We start from the raw sequence: 18,778 nt of genomic DNA, 5'->3' as shown, positions 1-18,778 counted from the left end.
CTACGCGATCACGCCTTCTTCAGCACCGAGACGAAAAAGCCGTCCGTGCCGGTGCGGCGGGGCGTCATCAGCCAGCCTTCGGCGGACTTGAGCGCAGCCGCTTCAAAACCCTCGGCCTTGTCCCACAGCACGCTTGCCGTCTCGTTCAACGGCTGAATCGAGAATTCCGGATGGCGCGCGAGAAAGCTGCGCACCTGATCGCCGTTTTCGCTTCGTAGCACCGAGCATGTGACGTAAGCGATACGGCCGCCGGGCTTGACCAGGGCGCTCGCGCGATCAAGCACTTCGGCCTGGTCCTTCAAGCGGACTTCCAGCGCGCCGGGGCGCATGCGCCATTTGGCGTCGGGGTTGCGGCGCCATGTGCCGGTGCCGGTGCAGGGCGCGTCGATCAGCACGAGATCGGCTGACGCCCTGATGTCGGCCAATGGATCAGTGTCGCCTTTCGGCGCGCGCACATCGGCGTTGTGGACGCCCGCCCGCGAAAGCCGCTCGTAGATCGGCGCGAGCTGGCGCTTGTCATGATCGGTCGCGATCAGCCGGCCCTTGCCTCCCATCATCGCCGCGAGCGCCAGCGTCTTGCCGCCGGCGCCGGCGCAGAGATCGATCACCTGCTCGCCGGGTTTTGCGGCGGAGAACAGCGTCGCCAGTTGCGAGCCCTCGTCCTGCACCTCGATCGCGCCCTTGATGAAATCCTCCTCGGCGTGAATGCCCGGGTTGCGCGCGTCGGCGCCGAGCTCGATGCGCAGCCCAATCGGCGACCACGACGTTTCCTGGGCGCCGAGATGTTTTAGCGATGCGAGAACCTTCTCGCGCTTGGCCTTCAGCGTGTTGACGCGCAGATCAAGCGGCGCGCGGCTCGCCATTGCGGTCGCCTCCGCCACGCGGTCGTCGCCGAACACGGCTGCCAGCGGCGCATCCAGCCATTCCGGGTAATCGCCGGCAATGTGCGGCGGCGCGCCGTCGAGCGTGCCCGAAGTCAGCGCTGATCGTTCGGCCTCGCTCAGCGGCTCCGGCGCGAAACGTCCGCCGTCGCACAGCGCCGATATCGCTTCCGTGCTCATGCCGCGCTCGAGCCGGAGCATGCCGAGCACGCGCGCGCGCGGCGTGTCGGCATCCATCAGCCAGGCGCTCGACGCCCGCCGCCGCAGCACGTCCCAGATCAGGCCGGAAATCGCGGCGCGATCACCCGAGCCGGCATAGCGATGCGCGGTGCCCCACTCCTTCAGCGCCTTTGCCGCGGGAACGCGTTGCGCGTCGATGGTTTCGATCAGTTCGATGGCGGCGGACAGCCGGGCGGCGGGAGTCATCAAGAGCTTTCTAGATCAGAAGCAAAAGCTTCAGCGCGAAGTAGATCCACATCGCCAGCAGCACCAGCGCGCCGGCGAACCAGGCCAGGCTGCGCTGTTGAATGTTGTTCGACGTGACGAAAATGCCGGCATGGGCAAATCGCGTCACCACGAACACCCAGGACATCAGCACGATGAAGAGATCGGCCCGGCGCAGCGGCAGCGCCAGCGCGATCAGGCAGTAGAACAGGAGGGGTACTTCGAACTGATTGCTGAAGCAATTGCCGATCTGGGCCACGCGGGGCGGATATTTCGGCTGCCCCAGCGCAATGTCCCTCAGGCTGGTTTCCCGGGCCTTCACCGCCTTTGTGCGGGCCGTCACCATCCACAGCATCAGAAAGAAAGTGAGCCCGACCAGAACAAAGACCGGCAGCAAAACCATTTGAACCGACATGAGAATCTCCCCCGAAGCCTCCAACAGACCTTACAGCAATAACGAGGCGCCCTTCGCCTGACAAATCCACTTGCCGGGTCTCGCTGGAACCACGGGGGAGAGCCTTGAACCACAAACCAGGATTTGGCGACCAACTATCGAGAATTCCGATGGTTCTGGTTCCGGACCGGCCGTCAAGCAACCCGCGAGCAGGCGATGAACATCACCTCCCCGATCCTGACCGGCGCCGGCCGCGCCGCCGAACTGCCCGGCGATTCCGTGAGCTCCCTGCTCCGGACCTTTGGATTCAGCGACAGCCCCGATGGCGGCCTCGGCATCATCATGTCGGCATTGGCCGGGATCGCTGCGGCGCTGGCGGTGGCGATCGTGCTGTCGGTCTATTTCCGCAGCGGCTACCGCAGCCGGCGCGACGTCTTCAGGCACGGGCTTGCCGCCTCCGCCGTCCTGGTTCTGCTCGCCTTCGCCGTCTCGGACATGCGGAACGCGGCGCTGGCCTATCTCGGCCTCAATCCAGCAAAGCCCGCGGTGGAATTTGAAATCCGCCTGCCGAAGGCTGCGCTGACGACCGCCGCCGAGACCCAGGTCGAACTGCTGACCGACCGGAACCAGAAACTGGCCAAAGTTCAGGAGGCGCTGGCCTCAACCGACGATGGCCGCAGCATCTTGCGGGGGACGGTGACGCTTGATTACCGCACCACCGAGCGCGCGATCGTGCTGAACCTGCCCGGCCGGGCGCAAAGCACGTTCCGGCTGCGGCTGCCGGCAAGCCCGTCGCATTCGGAGCAGTTCGGACCATGGCACCTGGCCGATGGCATCGTCCCCGCCAATGGCGGCACGGTGACATCAGAGATCCACGACACCTTCGCGATCCGCTACCGCGTGCTCTGATCGTTTCGCTCTGTGAGACCACGGACGCATTGCTTTGACGGAAAAACCAGCCCGGACAAGCCCGCCAGCAACGTTCCGTTGCATCTAGCACTTCCCAACGTTGTAAATAGATTTCTTCGACTGATCAGGTTTTACGACAATCTCTCTGAGTCTCTCCCGTGAGCTTCTCGGTGGTGGGCAGCCGCAGCCTACATCCTTTGACCGATTGCAGAAGTGACTCAAGACGCCTCATTTTTTTTCGGTTTAGTCCAGAGATGCTCGTTCCCAACGAGAAAATAAATCCGGCGAGAGCCGATACATATCGGGAACTTGGTCTACTATATCGCCGACGGCTGCCAAAAAAGAGCGGCCGCGGGAGGAGTGCAACTTTGCGATTTCGCGACCAGGACATTGTTTTCGCCGACGGCGCCAAAGGGCAGAATTTCGATGTTCTCACCGCCAATCCGGTCAACTACTTCCACGTCATCAGCAATGCCGTCGAGCTGCCCAGGCTTGTGATCGACGGCAAGCTGTTCCTGCCGGCTTCGGATGATCGCAAGCGCAATGGAAAGTTGCCGCTGGTGATGGTGGTGCCGGGCAGCCTCGGCGTCGCGCCCTCGCACCTCAAACATGCCGAAGCGGTGGTCAGCGACGGCTTTGCGGCTTTTGTGCTCGACAGCTTTGGCGCGCGCGATGTCACCTCGACCGTTGCCAACCAGACCCAGTTCTCCTTTGCCGCGAGCGCCTATGATGTGCTCGCGGCCTGGCAGGTGCTGGCGGCGCATCCCGAAATCGATGCTTCGCGGATCGGCGCGCAAGGCCACAGCCGCGGCGGCTCGGCGGTGCTGACGGCGGCGACGCGCCGCTTTGCCGATGCGGTGGTCGGCGCCGGCGCCGGCTTTCGCAGCGTGCTCGCCGCCTATCCCTGGAGCGGTCACCAGTTCCTCGATCCGTCCGTCGATGAAACCGAAATCCGCGTCCTGATGGGCGATGCGGATGAATGGTGCTCGCCGATGCAGGTGCAGGGCCATTGCCAGGCCATCCGCCTCTCCGGCGGAAGAGCGACGATGCGGCTGATCGGCGGTGCGCAGCACAGTTTCGACCGCGGCACCGGCATCGAGAACGTCACTGATGCCTCCGTCTCCCCCGCCGCGCCGACGGCCTATATCGCCAATGACGGCGCCTTCATCCATCCGCTTCACGGCGTCGCGGAGAGCAAGCTCGTTGATCGCGACCTGATGATCTATGCGCTGAAGGCCGGCTATGGCTGCAAGGGCGCGAGAATTGGAAGCCGCGACGGCGATGCCGAGCTGTTCAAGGCGGACATGCTGGCGTTCTGGCGAAGGACGTTGGGGTGAGACGCCAGTGCATCCCCGTCATCGTTCCGACTTCGGGGGCGGCTATGCTGTTACCGAAAGGAACAGTGCATGCACGAATTTCGCCTGACGCAAATTTCCGACACCCACCTCGCCCGCCGTCTCCAGCCACTGACCGACAATTTTCACCGCGTCAGCGAGCACATCGATGCAACGCGCCCGGATATTGTGATCAACAGCGGCGATCTCGCCTTCGATGCGCCCACCAGCCGCAGCGATCTCGTATTCGCCAAGGAGCTGCATGACGCGCTGCCGGTGCCGTGCCGTCATCTGCCCGGCAATCACGACATCGGCGACAACCCGACCGCGGTCGGTCCCGTGCCGAAGCAGCCGGCGACCGAGCAAGAGCGGCAGAATTATCTGTCCGTGATCGGCGAAGACCGCTGGCGCTTCGATGCGGCGGGCTGGAGCTTTGTCGGGCTGAACTCGCTTATCATGAACACCGGGATCGAGAGCGAGGCCGAGCAGTTCGGCTGGCTGGCGTCAGAACTCGGACGCACCAACGGCAGGCCGGTCGCGCTGTTCCTGCACAAGCCGTTTTATCTGAACACGCCTGATGATCCCGAGACGGAGGGAACGGCGATCCGCTACGTGCCGCAGCCGCGGCGCAGAGGCTTGATCGAGATGTTCGACAACGTCGATCTGCGGCTGGTGGCAAGCGGTCACGTTCACCAGCGCCGCGACTTCACCTATCACCACACCCGCCACGTCTGGGCGCCATCTGCCGGCTTCATCATTCCGGACCGGATGCAGGAAGTGATCGGCGTCAAGGAAGTCGGGCTGGTGGAGTATCGCTTCCAGCCCGACAGTTTTGAAGTCCGCTACGTCAAAGCGCCGGGACAGACCGATGTTGGCCTGGATTCGCTGATTGACAAGAAATCCTAGACTTCAGAACGTCCAGGAATTCCCGCTCACATCAGTATTCCCGCTCAACATAGCCATAGTAGGAACCGTCGGTCCAAGGCTGGCTGGCAAATGCGCCCACCCGGGGGACCGGATGAAACCGGTTACCGTAGTAATAGCCCGGTCCGGGCGTGGTCCTGACACCGTAGCCTCCGGTGATGTAACCGGAGTTCGGATAGTAGCCCATCACGCCGGGTTCCTGATAGACCGTTTGAGCCATCACCGGAGTGGCCAGCATCGTGGCGGCAACCAGGCCGAGCGATAGTTTCTTGAGGTTCGTCATTTGGCTTCTCCATTGGATGTCAAAGCCAAACGACAGTTACGAACGGACGTTCCCCCATCAGCCTCAAGTGAGCGTGAGGTGTGTTCCCCGCAACCCGGCGGCTAGAGCCGGTTCTGATTGAATCAGAACCGGGCTTTAGATTCTTTTTTAGACACGTTTTCTTGACGCGAACCGGTGCCCACTTCGCTCGAAAACGCTACGGTCTCAAACCTTGTCGGGTCCGACGCGCACGAGTTGCTTGCCGAAATTGGCACCTTTGAGAAGACCCATGAATGCGGCCGGCGCGCTCTCCAGGCCTTCGGTGACGAACTCCTTATGCTTGACCTTGCCTTCGCGCACCCAGCCCGACATGTCGCGCAAGAAGTCGCCGTGCCGCGCGGCGAAATCGCTGACGATGAAACCGCGGATCGTCAGCCGCTTGGTCAGCACGGCGCGCATCAAAGACGGCGCCCATTTCGGCGCCACCGCCTGTGTATCGTTGTAATGCGCGATCAGGCCGCACACGGGAATCCGCGCGAACGCGTTGAGCAGTGGGAACACCGCTTCGAACACGGCACCGCCGACATTTTCGAAGTAGACGTCGATGCCCTTCGGGCAGGCGTCCTTCAGCTTCGCCGCCAGATCGGGATCGCGGTGATCGAGGCAGTCGTCAAAGCCGAGCTCATTCTTGACATAGGCGCACTTGTCCTTGCCGCCGGCGATACCGACCGCGCGTGCGCCCTTGATCTTCGCGATCTGGCCGACGGCCGAGCCGACCGCGCCGGAGGCGGCGGCAACGACCACGGTCTCGCCCGCCTGCGGCTTGCCGATATCGAGCAGGCCCGTATAGGCGGTCATGCCGGGCATGCCGAGCACGCCGACTGCGGTCGAGATCGGCGCGATCTTCGGATCGATTTTTGCCAAACCCTTGCCGTCTGAGATCGCGTGCGTCTGCCAGCCGGCGCGGGACAGCACGATGTCGCCGTTGGCGAAGGCTGGATTGTTCGAGGCGATCACCTCGCTCACCGTGCCGCCTTCCATCACGCCATCGATCGGCACCGGCTGCGCATAGGACGGTCCGTCGCTCATGCGCCCGCGCATATAGGGATCGAGCGATAGCCAGATGGTGCGCAGGAGCACTTCGCCGGCGCCTGGTGTCGGCACCGGGCAATCCTCGATACGGAAATCGGTGGGTTTCGGTTCGCCGACGGGACGAGCGGCGAGAACGATGCGCTTCGCTGATGCGGACATGGTGGCTTCCTCCGTTTTTGTTTTTCGTCATTGCGAGCGAAGCGAAGCAATCCATTCTCGTCAACAATAGAATGGATTGATCGTCGCTTGCGCTCCTCCGTCATTCCGGGGCGATGCGAAGCATCGAACCCGGAATCTCGAGATTCCGGGTTCGCTTCGCGCCCCGGAATGACGGCATGCGAGGGAATTACGCCCCGCCCGGATAGTTCGGGCTTTCGCGGGTAATCGTCACGTCGTGGACGTGGCTTTCGCGCAGGCCCGCGCCGGTGATGCGGACGAACTGCGCCTTCTCGTGGAATTCGGCGAGGTTGCGCGCGCCGACATAGCCCATCGCCGCGCGCAAGCCGCCGGCGAGCTGGTGCATGACGTTGCCGACCGGGCCTTTATAAGGCACCTGGCCCTCGATGCCCTCCGGCACCAGCTTGAGCGTGTCCTTGATGTCCTGCTGGAAGTAGCGGTCGGCCGAGCCGCGCGCCATCGCGCCGACCGAGCCCATGCCGCGATAGGCCTTGTAGGAACGGCCCTGCCACAGAAACACTTCGCCGGGCGTCTCGTCGGTGCCGGCGAGCAGCGAGCCGACCATGGCGATGTCGGCGCCGGCAGCGAGCGCTTTCGCCAGATCGCCGGAATATTTGATGCCGCCGTCGGCGATCACGGGCACGTTGGCCTTCTTCGCCGCTTCCACCGCATCGATGATCGCGGTGAGCTGCGGCACACCGACGCCGGCGACGATGCGCGTGGTGCAGATCGAGCCCGGGCCGATGCCGACCTTGATCGAGTCCGCGCCCGCATCGATCAGCGCCTGCGCGCCCTCTTTCGTCGCGATATTGCCGGCGATCACCTGCACGGCATTGGAGAGCCGCTTGATGCGGTTGACCGCCTCCAGCACGCGCGAGGAATGGCCGTGCGCAGTATCGACGACGATCAAATCGACGCCGGCGTCGATCAGCCGCTCGGTGCGCTCAAAGCCGCCCTCGCCCACGGTTGTTGCGGCGGCCACTCGCAAGCGACCATGCTCGTCCTTGCAGGCCAGCGGATGCGCGACCGCTTTTTCCATGTCCTTGACGGTGATCAGGCCGACGCAGCGATACTGGTCGTCGACGACGAGCAGCTTTTCGATGCGGTGCTTGTGCAGCATCCGCTTGGCCTCGTCCTGGCTGACGCCCTCGCGCACCGTGACGAGGTTTTCATGCGTCATCAGCTCCGACACTTTTTGCTTCGGGTCGGTCGCAAAGCGGACGTCGCGGTTGGTGAGAATGCCGATCAGCTTGCCGGGCGAGTTCTTGCTGGCGCCGGTGACGACGGGAATGCCGGAAAAGCCGTGATCCTTCATCAGCGCCAGCGCGTCCGACAGCATCGCGTCGGGGCCGATGGTCAGCGGATTGACCACCATGCCGGATTCATACTTCTTGACCTGCCGCACCTGGGCGGCCTGCCCTTCGGCGTCGAAATTGCGGTGGATGACGCCGACGCCGCCGGCCTGCGCCATCGCGATCGCCATGCGCGCTTCGGTGACGGTGTCCATCGCGGATGCGATGATCGGGATGTTGAGCGGGATTGCGCGGGTCACGTGGGAACGGATATCCGCCTCAGAGGGCAGGATATCCGAGAGACCGGGTTTCAGAAGCACATCGTCGAACGTGAAGGCTTCACGGATACCCTGAAGTCCCTGCGCCATTGCCAACTCCTTTCGGCGGCTCACCGCCGCGATCAGTTCTTATGGATGAACGCCGCCTCCGGCGATGCTGTCGGCATCGCCGTCGAATCGAAGCCCATCGGTGGGGTTGACGGTGGTCGATAGCATGGCGGGACGCCGAATCAAAGCGTTTGCCAGCTATGCACAGGCTTTTCGGGAAAAGCCGCAATCCCAAGGGGTTAGTGGGGCCTCAGGACCGGTATCCCGGCGGCGGGCCATGCTGGCGGATCGCCTCCACCACCTCGCGGTGCCGCCGGTCTTCCCGCTTCATGTAAACCGCGATCAGCGCATGCGCCGAGGGCACCAGCAGCAGGACGTGGAAAACCAGCCCGAAAACCAGGCAAAACACGATCAGGACCAGGTTGAAAATCGCCGAAAACGGCTGCCCGTTCAGCAGCAGCCCAAGCGGCGGCAACAAGGCAGCGAGCACGTAGATCATGCGGACCTCCAGCGGCTGGCGGTGCATACCAGCGTCACCGAGGATTTAGGTGGTTTGCCCCCTTCCGCAATGGCCTGCGTGACGGCGGGATGATACAGGCCCCTTGCCTGCCTCTCTTTCCGGTCCCCCGCATCCCGATGACCAAAGAACGCCTGATCCCGCTCATCGTGGCCACCGCGCTGTTCATGGAGAACATGGACTCGACGGTGATTGCGACCTCGCTGCCGGCGATCGCGGCCGACATCGGCACCAGCCCGCTGACGCTGAAGCTTGCGATCACGTCCTATCTGCTGTCGCTCGCGGTGTTCATTCCGGCCAGCGGCTGGACCGCGGATCGCTTCGGCGCGCGCATGGTGTTCTCGATCGCCATCGGCGTGTTCATGATCGGGTCGATCGGGTGTGCGCTGTCGCAGAACGTGACGCATTTTGTCATCGCCCGTATCCTGCAGGGCATGGGCGGGGCGATGATGACGCCGGTCGGGCGGCTGGTGCTGTTGCGCTCGATCAACAAGAGCGCGCTGGTCAACGCGATGACATGGGTGACGGTGCCGGCGCTGATCGGGCCGGTGATCGGGCCGCCGCTCGGCGGCTTCATCACCACCTATTTCTCCTGGCACTGGATCTTCCTGATCAACCTCCCGATCGGGCTGCTCGGCATCTTCATGGCGATGAAGTACATCGACCCGATCAAGAGCGAGGATCCAGAGCGCTTCGATCTCTACGGACTGGTGCTGGCCGGCATCGGACTGGCCGGCATCGCTTTCGGCCTCTCGGTCGCCGGACTCAACCTCCTGCCCTGGCCTGTTGTTGCCGGCCTCGTCGCGGTCGGCACGATCTCGATGACGCTCTACGTCATGCACGCGAAGCGGACCGGCTCGCCGGTGCTGGATTTCTCGCTGCTGCGGTTGTCGACCATGCGTGCCGCCGTTATCGGCGGCTTCCTGTTCCGGCTCGGCATCGGTGCGCTGCCGTTCCTGCTGCCGCTGTTGATGCAGGAAGGTTTTGGTCTGACGCCGTTCCAGTCCGGCCTCGTCACGTTTGCCTCTGCGGTTGGCGCGATGGGCATGAAGACGCTGGCCGCACGCATCATCCGCGCGTTCGGCTTCCGCTACATGATGACGGTCAACGCCATTATCAGCGCGGTCTTCCTCGCCGTCTGCGCGCTGTTCACGGTGACGACGCCGCTGCTCCTGATCTTCATCATCCTGGTCGTCGGCGGCTTCTTCCGCTCGCTGCAATTCACCGCGATCAATACGGTCGCCTATGCCGAAGTCGAACCGGCGCAGATGAGCCGCGCCACCACGCTGGTCAGCGTCAATCAGCAACTGGCGATTTCTGCCGGTGTCGCGGTCGGGGCGTTCTCGGTGGAATCGACTATGCTTTATCGACACGTCACCGAACTGACGGCCGGCGTATTTCCGCCGGCATTCATCGTGGTCGCGATCATCTCGGCGGCGTCCGCTTATTTCTTCTGGCAGATGCCCGACGATGCCGGCCACGAAATTTCTGGGCGCAAGGCGGTGGAGATTTCCAGCCGCAAGGGCGCGGAGAAAGCGGCGACCAAGGCCGTCGGCGAAGGCACCGAAGACGCGCGGGATCAGCGGCTGGGCTGACCGGGCGCAGCATCGCCCCGCTTGATGGCAGTACCGGCAGGCCAGGGCCTGAGCCTTCCCGAGGCATGTCGGACACCCGACATTCAAAAAATTTCGCCGTGAGAGTCAGAAAGCGAACGGAAGCCCCGGCGCCAGTCCGCCATATACTTTGGTATAGGCGGGCGCGAGGCGGTCATCCGCGGCAGCACCTAGCCTTTGTGGAAGTTGGGGGAATGGTTCTCGGTTCCGTCTCTGCGGCACTGCACGCGCCTCGGAAGGATCCGGGAACAAAAATCCGATCGTTGTTGATTTCAGTTCGCTTGAAAGGATGAAAACCCGTGAGTGATGCCAATATGAACGTTGACGTGAATAACAATCCGCCGAACCCGAAAGCGGCCGGACCACATGAAAAGCGCGGACTTGACGTGCCGTTCTTCGCGGTGCCGGGGATCTTTAATGGGATCGCCGAACAGAACATGACGCGGGCGAAGGAAGGCATCGAAAACATGAAGATGGCCTCCGGAGCAGTCACCGACGTTCTCCTGGAATCCTGTTCAACCAACGCAAGAGGCGCCGCGGACTACGCCGCCAAATTGATCGAGTTCTCGGCCGCCAACACCAGCTCCACCTTCGATTTTCTCACCCATCTCATGGGCACGAAGTCGCCCTCGGAAATCTTGCAGCTCTCCGCCGCCCAGGGCTGCAAGAACTTCGGAGCCACGGCCGCACAAAACCGGGAGATCTGGGAGCTCACCCGCAAGATCGCGACCGAGAGTGCCGATCCAATCAAGAAGAGCTTTGCCGGCATGCTGCAGAAAGCGTCCTGGTTCTAAGTCACTTTCGCAGCCCGACAGGATCGGCTGGAACGAGCGCTCCACGAGAAGGGCGCATTCCAGCCGATGTCGACCTGACATGCCGCAATACAAAAATCCAGGGACGGAACAGCAGATGGGCGTCGTCATGATCAAATGCCCCGAGACGGGGCGCGCCATTCCGACGGGCATGGAAGCGGATCGCGAACGGTTTCGCTGCAGTCCGGTGTTTTTCGCGCGCACCTTCTGTTTGATCTGCAAAGCCAGCCACGAATGGTTTGCCAGGGAGGCCTGGGTTCACGAGCCAGACGAGAAGCGGCTAAAGCAAAAGGCCACACTCAGCCTGCAATCAGCGTAGAGCCGCTGAAGCCGTTGCTGCAACTCCGTCAATGGCCCCTCGAGCGGGGGCCGGTCACTCCCTGGCTTGGCGTGTGGCGATGGACCTCCTCTGTCTCGGCAAACAAGGCAGCTCGATCGCGGGGATTCCGGACAGGCCCCGGCGGCGTCATCTCCTCCGGCAAGACGATCCGACCGATCCTGCGGCGCATGAGCTGGTAGCACTCGCATGCTGCTGCTTCGAGCCGCGGCCTGTCGATCTCAATGAAGGACCGCCGATTGGATCGGACCGCACCCGAGTCACGGAGCTTGCAAACGGTATGCGTCACCGTCGTTCGCCGCACGCCGAGAAATTCCGCAAGCGTCTCCTGCGTCAGCGGCAGGGTGTCCCCGTCAAGCCGATCGTGGACGTGCAGCAACCATCTCGCCAGACGGGCTTCGACCGAGTGTAGCGCATTGCAGGCAGCGACGTGCTGGAATTGCGCCATCAGTGCCCTGGAGAGGATCTGAACCGCGCCATTCAAGGCGCTGCTGCGGTCGAGCGCCGCTTGAAACCGTGCTGGCGAAATCTGCAACGTGGTCCCCGCCACCCGCACCACCGCGGTCATCGGAGAGCGGGAAGGCCCCAGCGTCGACAGGATGCCCACAGCTCCCTCGTTGCCGACGAGAGCGGTCGCGACCGTTTGCCCGCTCGGCATATCCATGATGAAGGCGATCAATCCACTAAGAGGGAAATAGATCTTTTCTACCACGTCACCCGACCGCATCAGCACGGCGTCACGTTCAAGCGGGACCATCCGGAAATGAGGCACGAGGAGTTTGAGTTCTGCTGGCGGCAGCGCAGCTAACAGTCGATTACCAACTCTGGCCTTGTGCTCCATCACGGGAAAGCTCCTTCCCAGACGGATGCGCCGCACGCTGCAGAACTGCTGCTGGCGTCAGGCTGCATGCGAATGAACAGACCGCGCCGAGCCAGTAATATGCGCCATCCGGGAAAAAGTTCCAATGGCATTGCTCAGGCTGGGCGTTAGCGCCGCTCACGCCGCAACCAGGCAGACATTCATCGACCGCGGCCGCGTAAAGGTTGCGCTAAAGCCGGGCGGGCTGGCGGCGAAATCCCATCGCCAGCACGTAGCGCTCGGACGAATCCTGCCGGCTCGAAGCCGGCTTGACGTGGCGCACGCTGGCGAAATCGCGCTTCAATTGCGCGACCAGTTCGGCGTCTGCGCCGCTCTGAAAGGCCTTGGCCAGAAACGTTCCGCCGGGATTGAGCACGTCGGCGGCGAAGGCGGCCGCCGTTTCGATAAGGCCGACGATGCGCAATTGATCCGTCTTGCGGTGGCCGGTGGTATTGGGCGCCATGTCGGACATCACCACGTCGGCGCGCCCGCCCATCATCGCAATCAGTTTTTCGGGCGCGTCCTCGGCCAGAAAATCGAGCTGCGCAAAATTGACGCCGGGAATTTCCGGCATCTCCAGCAGGTCGATCGCGATCACCTTGCCCTTGCCGTTGATCGCGCCGACGCGTTTCGCCGCGATCTGGCTCCAGCCGCCGGGGGCCGCGCCGAGATCGACCACCGCCATGCCGGGCTTGAGAAAGCGATATTTGTCGTCGATCTCGATCAGCTTGTAGGCCGCGCGCGAGCGATAGCCCTCGCGCTTGGCCTTCGCTACGTAGGGATCGTTGAGCTGACGCTCGAGCCAGAGCTTTGATGACAGCTTGCGCTTGCCACCGGTCTTGACCGTGACGTGCAGCCGTCCGGTGGTGTCTTTTGCCATATTGGTGCTTGTCTTGAATGTCGCCCGGATCCGGAGCCTGGAATCAATAGCACGAAACCGGATTCGCGTTGAAACGAGTATGATGTCGCCTGTGGTCATCAGCCCCATAGCGGGCACACAGAAATATAACAAGGTCGGCGAAACAGCGCACCTGCCGCGCCGCCCAGTCCGCGACACAACCGGGACATGTGGGCATTCCTGGGCAGCATCGAGGATCACCGAAATATCGGGAGACCTGGAACGGTCGCACAATGATTGCGTTGCTCGGGAAGGGGCTGGGGCAAGTCATCAACCTGCAATCAGCGGAGAAAAAAGATGGCAAACCCACGCCAGGAGGAAAAGTCAACACAAGGCATGGAAGACGCAGCCCGCCGCGCCAGCGAGAGGACTGCCGAACAGACCAGCCGCATCGGACAAGCTGCGGCTGAGACCGGGGAAGAAGTGGCTCGGGCAAGTGCCAATCTGCTCAAGCAAAACGCCGAGACGGTACAGAACGTCTGGCGGTTCGGTCTGGATATGGCAAACACGGTCATGGGCCGGTCTACCGAGCAGTTGGGTCGCACGCTGGGCTTGTCAGGAGACGGGGTGCAACAGGCAACTGAACGATCGGCCCGCAACGCCCAAACCATACTTTACGCAAGCACCGCTGCTGCCAATGTGATGGGCGGGATGTCTCGGGAATACTTGCAGTTGGTTCGACATCAAGTCGAGAAGAACATGGACCGTATGAACGAATTATGGGCCTGCCGAACTCCTCAGGAGGTTGCGGCCGTACAAACTGACTTGGTGCGCGAAACCGTGGGAACTGTTCTGGAGAGCAGCCGTCGGATAGCCGACCTGTCGCTCAAATTGGCCGACGATGCCGGAAAGCAGATCAATCAAAACATGGAAGAGATTCGGCGTGCTGCCTAGTCCGGTTCCCGATGGACTTGGAAGGTGAACTTGGAGGAAGAGTGGCTGCATCTCAGCCGCTTTTCCCGTTTTTCGCTTTTCCCGTTTTTGCGCATAGCGCAAGGCTGACCAAATCTGACAGATGAGGACGCCCGCGTGCTAGCACGCGCGAAGAGCGCCGTCCTCGCGCATCATCTCGACCAGCATGCCCTCGCGCAGGCCCCGGTCGGCGACGCGCAGCCGCGGCAGCGGGAAGGCATCGCGGATCGCATCCAGAATGGCGCAGCCGGCCAGCACCAGATCGGCGCGCTCGACGCTGATGCAATTATTGTTGGCGCGCTCCTGATAGCTCATGCCAAGCAGCCGCTCGATCACCGTCGTGACGTCGGAACCGTTCATCCAGATGCCGTCGATGCGCCGGCGATCGTAGCGCACCAGGTTGAGATGGATGCCGGCGAGCGTCGTCACGGTACCGGATGTCCCCAGCATATGCATGTCGCGCAAATCGGTGCCATGCTCGGCCGCGAACGGCGCCACATATTGCGCGACTTCGCCCACCATCTGCGCATAGCATTTGGCGGTAACGTCACGTCCGCCGAAATGCTCGGCCAAAGTGACGACGCCGAGCGGGATCGACATCCACGCCTTGATCCGCGGCGGCGCATTCTGCTCGGTGGGATCGCGCTCGATCCGGACCAATTCGGTCGAGCCGCCGCCGATGTCGAACAGGATCGCGCCACGGCCTCTTGTGTCGAGCAGTGGCGAGCAGCCGATCACGGCCAGCGTCGCTTCGGTTTCGCGATCGATCACCTCGAGCCGGATGCCAGTCTCCGCCGCAACCCGCGCCCGAAAGCTGTCGACATTGGCGGCGGCACGGCAGGCTTCGGTTGCGATCAGCCGCAGGCGGTGGGCCTTGCGATAGCGGATCTTGTCGCTGCAGATGCTGAGCGCCGCGATGGCGCGGTCGATCGCCGCCTCGCTGATGGAACCGGTCGCGGAAATGCCCTCGCCGAGCCGGATGATCCGCGAAAACGAATCCACCACGCGAAAACCATCGCCGGCCGGACTGGCGATCAAAAGCCGGCAATTATTGGTGCCAAGATCGAGCGCGGCATAGACACCGTTTGCCGTGGCCGCCGCAATCGACCCTGACGGGCTAGCGCAGGCCTCAAGACCTTCGCGCAGCCGCGTATCGTCCTTCATCAAAACTGTCTTTCCGCGTCCGCTTCCCGGCCGCCGAAGAAAATTACCGTTCACGGAAACTTTAGCAGCGCCAAGGGGCTACGCAACAACCCATCACATAGGACTATGCCCAATCAGGCGTTGTCGGCCATGACGCGGTGCGTTATCTCAGCAGGACCCCGCGGAACCGGGAAAATCCGAGAGAATCCCAAGCATTTCAGGTATTTTTCGATGCAAGATCACACGTCGGCCGCCTCCCTGGACAACGCTATCGCACTGCAAAAATACGGGGTGGGGCAGCCTGTGCGCCGCAAGGAAGACGACACGCTGGTTCGCGGCAAGGGCAAATATACCGACGATTTCACCCTGCCCGGCCAAGCCTATTGCTGGATGGTGCGCTCCAGCCATGCCCACGGAATCATCAAGGGCATCGACGCGGCCGCCGCCAAGGCGATGCCGGGCGTGCTTGGCATCTGGACCGGCAAGGATCTCGAAGCGGCCGGCTACAGCCCCTTCACCTGCGGCCTGCCCTTGAAGAGCCGCGACGGCTCGCCGCTATTGCAGACCAACCGTCCGGCGCTGGCGACCGACAAGGTGCGCTTTGTCGGCGATCCCGTAGCCTTTGTGGTCGCGGAAACGCTGGCGCAGGCGCGTGACGCGGCGGAGGCCGTCGAACTCGACATCGCGCCGCTGCCTGCCGTGACCGATGCGGCGGAAGCCGCCAAGCCCGGCGCGCCTCAGCTTTACGATCACATCCCCAACAACGTCGCGCTCGATTATCACTACGGCGATACGGCCAAGATCGACGCTGCGTTTGCCGCGGCTGCGCATGTGACAAAACTCGACATCGTCAACACCCGCGTCGCCGTAGTGTCGATGGAGCCGCGCGTGGCGCTGGCGGCGTTTGACAAGGCGGCCGAACGGTTCACGCTGCAGGTGCCGACGCAGGGCGTCTCCGGCAACAAGGTGACGCTGGCGAAAATCCTCAACGTGCCGAACGACAAGGTTCGCGTCCTGACCGCCAATGTCGGCGGCTCCTTCGGCATGAAGAACGTCAGCTATCCCGAGTATACCTGCATCCTGCACGCGGCGAAGGCGCTGGGCCGCCCGGTGAAGTGGACCGATGAGCGCTCGACCAGCTTCCTCTCCGACAGCCATGGCCGTGCGCAGCTCATTCACGCCGAGCTGGCGCTCGATGCCGAAGGCAGGTTTCTCGCGGTGCGCCTGCAGGGCTACGGCAATCTCGGCGCCTACATCACCGGCGTTGCGCCGGGGCCGCTGTCGCTCAACACCGGCAAGAACCTCGCCAGCGTCTACCGCACGCCGCTGCTCGGCGTTGACATCAAGACGGTGTTGACCAACACCACGCTGATGGGGGCCTATCGCGGCGCCGGCCGGCCCGAGGCCAACTACTACATGGAGCGGCTGATCGACCGCGCCGCCGACGAGATGGGCATCAATCGTCTGATCTTGCGCAAGCGCAACTTCATCAAGCCGGCGCAACTGCCGTTCGCGGCGGCCTCGGGCGTCACCTATGACAGCGGCGATTTCGCAGGCGTCTTCAACAAGGCGCTGGAGATCTCCGATCACGCCAATTTTGCGAAGCGGAAGAAGGAGAGCAAGAAGAATGGCAAGCTGCGCGGCATTGCCGTCGGCTCGTATCTCGAAGTCACCGCGCCGCCGAGCGGCGAACTCGGCAAGATCACCTTCGAGCCCGATGGTTCGGTGAAGCTGACCACCGGTACGCTCGATTACGGCCAGGGCCACGCCACGCCGTTCGCGCAGGTGCTGTCGGCGCAACTCGGCGTTCCCTTCGAGAAAATCACCATCGAGCAGAACGACAGCGATCTCGTCCGCTTCGGCAACGGCACCGGCGGCTCGCGCTCGATCACGGCGACGGGCCAGGCGATCGTGGAGGCTAGCGCACTCGTGATCGCCAAAGGCAAGCAGGCCGCCGCGCATCTGATGGAAGCGTCCGAGGGCGATATCGAGTTTGCCAGTGGCCGCTTCACCATCGCCGGCACCGACCGCTCGATCGGCATCATGGAGCTGGCGCAGCGGGTGCGCGAGGGCAGGATGCCCGAGGGCGTGCCGTTGTCGCTCGACGTCGACCATGCCACCAAGGACACGCCGTCGACCTTCCCCAATGGCTGCCATGTCGCGGAAGTGGAAATCGATCCCGAGACCGGCGTCGTGCAAATCGTGCGCTATTTCGCCGTCAACGATTTCGGCACCGTGGTCAATCCGATGATCGTCGCCGGCCAGTTGCACGGCGGCGTGGCGCAGGGCATCGGCCAGGCGCTGATGGAGCAGGTCAGCTACGATTCCAGCGGCCAGCCGATCACCGGCTCGTTCATGGATTACGCGCTGCCGCGGGCCGAAGACATCCCGCCGATGGAAGTCGGCGACCATCCCTCGCCCGCAAAATCCAATCCGCTGGGCACCAAAGGCTGCGGCGAAGCCGGCTGCGCCGGCAGCCTGGTCTGCGTCGTCAATGCGGTGGTGGATGCGCTGTCGGAGTATGGCATCACCCATATCGACATGCCCTTGACGCCGGAGCGGGTTTGGCGCGCGATCCAGGATGCGAAGGCGAAGGCGGCTTGAGACCCCGTCATGGCCGGGCTTGTCCCGGCCATCCACGTCTTGCTGCACGAAGAACGTGGATGCCCGGCACAAGACCTGGGCATGACGACTGAGAACGGGCGGGCACTGTGCCTACGCCGCCGCCTGCTCGCGCGGCTGGTAGATCGCGACATGGCGGCAATGTGCCAGCGGCGTCTTGCCGTTGGCGACGACCAGTGCGTCGAGCTCGACGAAGCGATGACCCTTCTTGTCGTAATTGCCGATCACCTTGGCACGGGCGGTGATGACGTCGCCAGCCTTCGTGGCCGACAAAAGCTGCATGCGGCTGCCGACGTGAATCCACGGGCCCAGGATTGCGTTGTCGACCAGCACCCGGTTCATCACCCGTTGCAGCAGGCCGGGATGGCCGAGGCCCTCCTTCGTGTAGATCGGATCGGCTTCCCTGATGTCGGCGAGATAGCCTGCGGCCGCATCGCCCGGCCAGTCGCGCGGCATGGTGCCGAGCCATTTGCCGAGCTCATAGGAAGCGGCATTGACCGGCTTGCGCTCCGCGACTGCCGCGACTTCCTTGTAGTCGGCCATCGAAACAGCCGGCGCGGATGCCGGCAATGATGCGGTGCCGGTGGCGCAGAGCTGGCCGCGGCTTTGCACCTGGATCGAGAGCACGCCGTTGCCTTCGTCTGCCGTAAGCTCGGTCACCTCGCCGTCATAGACCGGCTTGACGAAGCGGGCGTCGATCAGGCCGCGTTCCAGGAAGGCGCGGCCCCATTTTGCGACCGGCTGGTGCACCATGTAGGCCATCACGTCGACGCCCGGAACCAGCCCGCCCGAGAATCCGAACCGCTTTGCCACGGTGTCGTCATGCATCTTGTTTTCGGATTGTTTGGCGGTGTTGTAGGCCTGGACGCGATACGGCTCGATGGGCATGCCGGTTTCCCCTTATTCTTGGTTGTTTTCAGCCGTTTATCGTACGCAAAGAATGTACCGTGGCAAGCGTGTTCCCGCCCCCTGTTTTCCTCGCATTCGAACATCGAATAGGTTACCACGCGCGGGCAAGAACACGCCGCCG

Annotated in this window: 18 protein-coding genes; 8 read left to right on the top strand and 10 right to left on the bottom strand. The window is 63.1% G+C overall.

Features of this window, described 5'->3' with window-relative positions; genetic code table 11:
• Positions 1 to 8: 8 nt before the first annotated feature.
• On the bottom strand, positions 9 to 1,307 hold the full coding sequence (locus V1288_RS25680; RefSeq protein WP_334359697.1) for an RsmB/NOP family class I SAM-dependent RNA methyltransferase: 1,299 nt from the start codon (positions 1,305 to 1,307) through the stop codon (positions 9 to 11).
• Between the two features lie 10 nt (positions 1,308 to 1,317).
• Positions 1,318 to 1,740 carry an MAPEG family protein gene (locus V1288_RS25675; RefSeq protein ID WP_334359696.1) on the bottom strand — a complete coding sequence of 141 codons (423 nt, stop codon included), beginning with the start codon at positions 1,738 to 1,740 and terminating at the stop codon, positions 1,318 to 1,320.
• A 195-nt stretch (positions 1,741 to 1,935) separates the two neighbouring features.
• Between V1288_RS25675 and V1288_RS25670 the strand changes: the two genes are divergently transcribed.
• The 3 genes from V1288_RS25670 to V1288_RS25660 all read left to right on the top strand — a co-directional run bounded on the left by V1288_RS25670 (position 1,936) and on the right by V1288_RS25660 (position 4,868).
• Entirely contained in the window at positions 1,936 to 2,628 is a 693-nt protein-coding gene (locus tag V1288_RS25670) for an acriflavin resistance protein (RefSeq protein WP_334359695.1), read from the top strand.
• 368 nt (positions 2,629 to 2,996) lie between these two features.
• Positions 2,997 to 3,965, top strand: coding sequence for a dienelactone hydrolase family protein (locus tag V1288_RS25665; protein ID WP_334359694.1), 969 nt, complete (start codon positions 2,997 to 2,999; stop codon positions 3,963 to 3,965).
• Positions 3,966 to 4,034: 69 nt separating this feature from the next.
• Positions 4,035 to 4,868 carry a metallophosphoesterase family protein gene (locus tag V1288_RS25660; RefSeq protein ID WP_334359693.1) on the top strand — a complete coding sequence of 278 codons (834 nt, stop codon included), beginning with the start codon at positions 4,035 to 4,037 and terminating at the stop codon, positions 4,866 to 4,868.
• A 31-nt stretch (positions 4,869 to 4,899) separates the two neighbouring features.
• Here the strand turns inward: V1288_RS25660 and V1288_RS25655 are convergent, their stop codons facing one another.
• From V1288_RS25655 to V1288_RS25640, 4 genes are all read right to left on the bottom strand, one after another.
• On the bottom strand, positions 4,900 to 5,169 hold the full coding sequence (locus V1288_RS25655; protein ID WP_334359692.1) for a hypothetical protein: 270 nt from the start codon (positions 5,167 to 5,169) through the stop codon (positions 4,900 to 4,902).
• 204 nt (positions 5,170 to 5,373) lie between these two features.
• Complete coding sequence (locus V1288_RS25650) at positions 5,374 to 6,399, bottom strand: NADP-dependent oxidoreductase (RefSeq protein WP_334359691.1); 1,026 nt, start codon at positions 6,397 to 6,399, stop codon at positions 5,374 to 5,376.
• A 187-nt stretch (positions 6,400 to 6,586) separates the two neighbouring features.
• Entirely contained in the window at positions 6,587 to 8,077 is a 1,491-nt protein-coding gene (gene guaB / locus V1288_RS25645; RefSeq protein WP_334359690.1) for an IMP dehydrogenase, read from the bottom strand.
• Positions 8,078 to 8,285: 208 nt separating this feature from the next.
• Positions 8,286 to 8,534, bottom strand: coding sequence for a hypothetical protein (locus tag V1288_RS25640; protein ID WP_334359689.1), 249 nt, complete (start codon positions 8,532 to 8,534; stop codon positions 8,286 to 8,288).
• A gap of 137 nt (positions 8,535 to 8,671) precedes the next feature.
• Between V1288_RS25640 and V1288_RS25635 the strand changes: the two genes are divergently transcribed.
• The 3 genes from V1288_RS25635 (at position 8,672) to V1288_RS25625 (ending at position 11,296) form a co-directional block, all read left to right on the top strand.
• Positions 8,672 to 10,147, top strand: a complete 1,476-nt coding sequence (locus V1288_RS25635) for a DHA2 family efflux MFS transporter permease subunit (RefSeq protein WP_334359688.1) — start codon at positions 8,672 to 8,674, stop codon at positions 10,145 to 10,147.
• A gap of 317 nt (positions 10,148 to 10,464) precedes the next feature.
• Positions 10,465 to 10,959 (top strand): phasin family protein, encoded by a 495-nt coding sequence (locus V1288_RS25630; protein ID WP_334359687.1) that lies wholly within the window; start codon positions 10,465 to 10,467, stop codon positions 10,957 to 10,959.
• Between the two features lie 115 nt (positions 10,960 to 11,074).
• Positions 11,075 to 11,296 carry a hypothetical protein gene (locus V1288_RS25625; RefSeq protein WP_334359686.1) on the top strand — a complete coding sequence of 74 codons (222 nt, stop codon included), beginning with the start codon at positions 11,075 to 11,077 and terminating at the stop codon, positions 11,294 to 11,296.
• A 28-nt stretch (positions 11,297 to 11,324) separates the two neighbouring features.
• Here V1288_RS25625 and V1288_RS25620 read toward each other — a convergent pair whose 3' ends face one another.
• Together V1288_RS25620 and V1288_RS25615 are read right to left on the bottom strand one after the other, a co-directional pair.
• Entirely contained in the window at positions 11,325 to 12,158 is an 834-nt protein-coding gene (locus V1288_RS25620; RefSeq protein ID WP_334359685.1) for a Crp/Fnr family transcriptional regulator, read from the bottom strand.
• 205 nt (positions 12,159 to 12,363) lie between these two features.
• The gene (locus V1288_RS25615) at positions 12,364 to 13,053 is read right to left on the bottom strand and encodes an RlmE family RNA methyltransferase (protein ID WP_334359684.1); all 690 of its coding nucleotides are present in this window, start codon (positions 13,051 to 13,053) and stop codon (positions 12,364 to 12,366) included.
• Between the two features lie 315 nt (positions 13,054 to 13,368).
• Here V1288_RS25615 and V1288_RS25610 point away from each other — a divergent pair, with 315 nt between their 5' ends.
• Entirely contained in the window at positions 13,369 to 13,965 is a 597-nt protein-coding gene (locus V1288_RS25610; RefSeq protein WP_334359683.1) for a phasin family protein, read from the top strand.
• A 138-nt stretch (positions 13,966 to 14,103) separates the two neighbouring features.
• On the opposite strand, the gene V1288_RS25605 is transcribed toward V1288_RS25610, so the two are convergent.
• Entirely contained in the window at positions 14,104 to 15,147 is a 1,044-nt protein-coding gene (locus tag V1288_RS25605) for a Ppx/GppA phosphatase family protein (RefSeq protein WP_334359682.1), read from the bottom strand.
• A 210-nt stretch (positions 15,148 to 15,357) separates the two neighbouring features.
• Between V1288_RS25605 and V1288_RS25600 the strand changes: the two genes are divergently transcribed.
• A complete protein-coding gene (locus tag V1288_RS25600) occupies positions 15,358 to 17,730 on the top strand; it encodes a xanthine dehydrogenase family protein molybdopterin-binding subunit (RefSeq protein WP_334359681.1) in 2,373 nt (790 codons plus the stop codon).
• A gap of 111 nt (positions 17,731 to 17,841) precedes the next feature.
• Here the strand turns inward: V1288_RS25600 and V1288_RS25595 are convergent, their stop codons facing one another.
• Entirely contained in the window at positions 17,842 to 18,636 is a 795-nt protein-coding gene (locus V1288_RS25595; RefSeq protein ID WP_334359680.1) for a hypothetical protein, read from the bottom strand.
• Positions 18,637 to 18,778: the final 142 nt, after the last annotated feature.

It is taken from the genome of Bradyrhizobium sp. AZCC 2176 (assembly GCF_036924645.1).
Classification (GTDB): Bacteria; Pseudomonadota; Alphaproteobacteria; order Rhizobiales; family Xanthobacteraceae; genus Bradyrhizobium.
The sequence above is the reverse complement of the archived record's forward strand: the minus strand, read 5'-3'. Positions and strand labels throughout refer to the sequence as shown.

Excerpts from the sequence above, each read along its gene's own strand:
- V1288_RS25610 (WP_334359683.1), top strand. The coding sequence starts at position 13,369 with ATGGCAAACCCACGCCAGGAGGAAAAGTCAACACAAGGCATGGAAGAC.
- V1288_RS25655 (WP_334359692.1), bottom strand. The coding sequence starts at position 5,169 with ATGACGAACCTCAAGAAACTATCGCTCGGCCTGGTTGCCGCCACGATG.
- V1288_RS25670 (WP_334359695.1), top strand. The coding sequence starts at position 1,936 with ATGAACATCACCTCCCCGATCCTGACCGGCGCCGGCCGCGCCGCCGAA.
- V1288_RS25635 (WP_334359688.1), top strand. The coding sequence starts at position 8,672 with ATGACCAAAGAACGCCTGATCCCGCTCATCGTGGCCACCGCGCTGTTC.
- V1288_RS25615 (WP_334359684.1), bottom strand. The coding sequence starts at position 13,053 with ATGGCAAAAGACACCACCGGACGGCTGCACGTCACGGTCAAGACCGGT.
- V1288_RS25675 (WP_334359696.1), bottom strand. The coding sequence starts at position 1,740 with ATGTCGGTTCAAATGGTTTTGCTGCCGGTCTTTGTTCTGGTCGGGCTC.
- V1288_RS25640 (WP_334359689.1), bottom strand. The coding sequence starts at position 8,534 with ATGATCTACGTGCTCGCTGCCTTGTTGCCGCCGCTTGGGCTGCTGCTG.
- V1288_RS25605 (WP_334359682.1), bottom strand. The coding sequence starts at position 15,147 with ATGAAGGACGATACGCGGCTGCGCGAAGGTCTTGAGGCCTGCGCTAGC.
- V1288_RS25595 (WP_334359680.1), bottom strand. The coding sequence starts at position 18,636 with ATGCCCATCGAGCCGTATCGCGTCCAGGCCTACAACACCGCCAAACAA.
- guaB (WP_334359690.1), bottom strand. The coding sequence starts at position 8,077 with ATGGCGCAGGGACTTCAGGGTATCCGTGAAGCCTTCACGTTCGACGAT.
- V1288_RS25625 (WP_334359686.1), top strand. The coding sequence starts at position 11,075 with ATGGGCGTCGTCATGATCAAATGCCCCGAGACGGGGCGCGCCATTCCG.
- V1288_RS25650 (WP_334359691.1), bottom strand. The coding sequence starts at position 6,399 with ATGTCCGCATCAGCGAAGCGCATCGTTCTCGCCGCTCGTCCCGTCGGC.
- V1288_RS25680 (WP_334359697.1), bottom strand. The coding sequence starts at position 1,307 with ATGACTCCCGCCGCCCGGCTGTCCGCCGCCATCGAACTGATCGAAACC.
- V1288_RS25660 (WP_334359693.1), top strand. The coding sequence starts at position 4,035 with ATGCACGAATTTCGCCTGACGCAAATTTCCGACACCCACCTCGCCCGC.
- V1288_RS25600 (WP_334359681.1), top strand. The coding sequence starts at position 15,358 with ATGCAAGATCACACGTCGGCCGCCTCCCTGGACAACGCTATCGCACTG.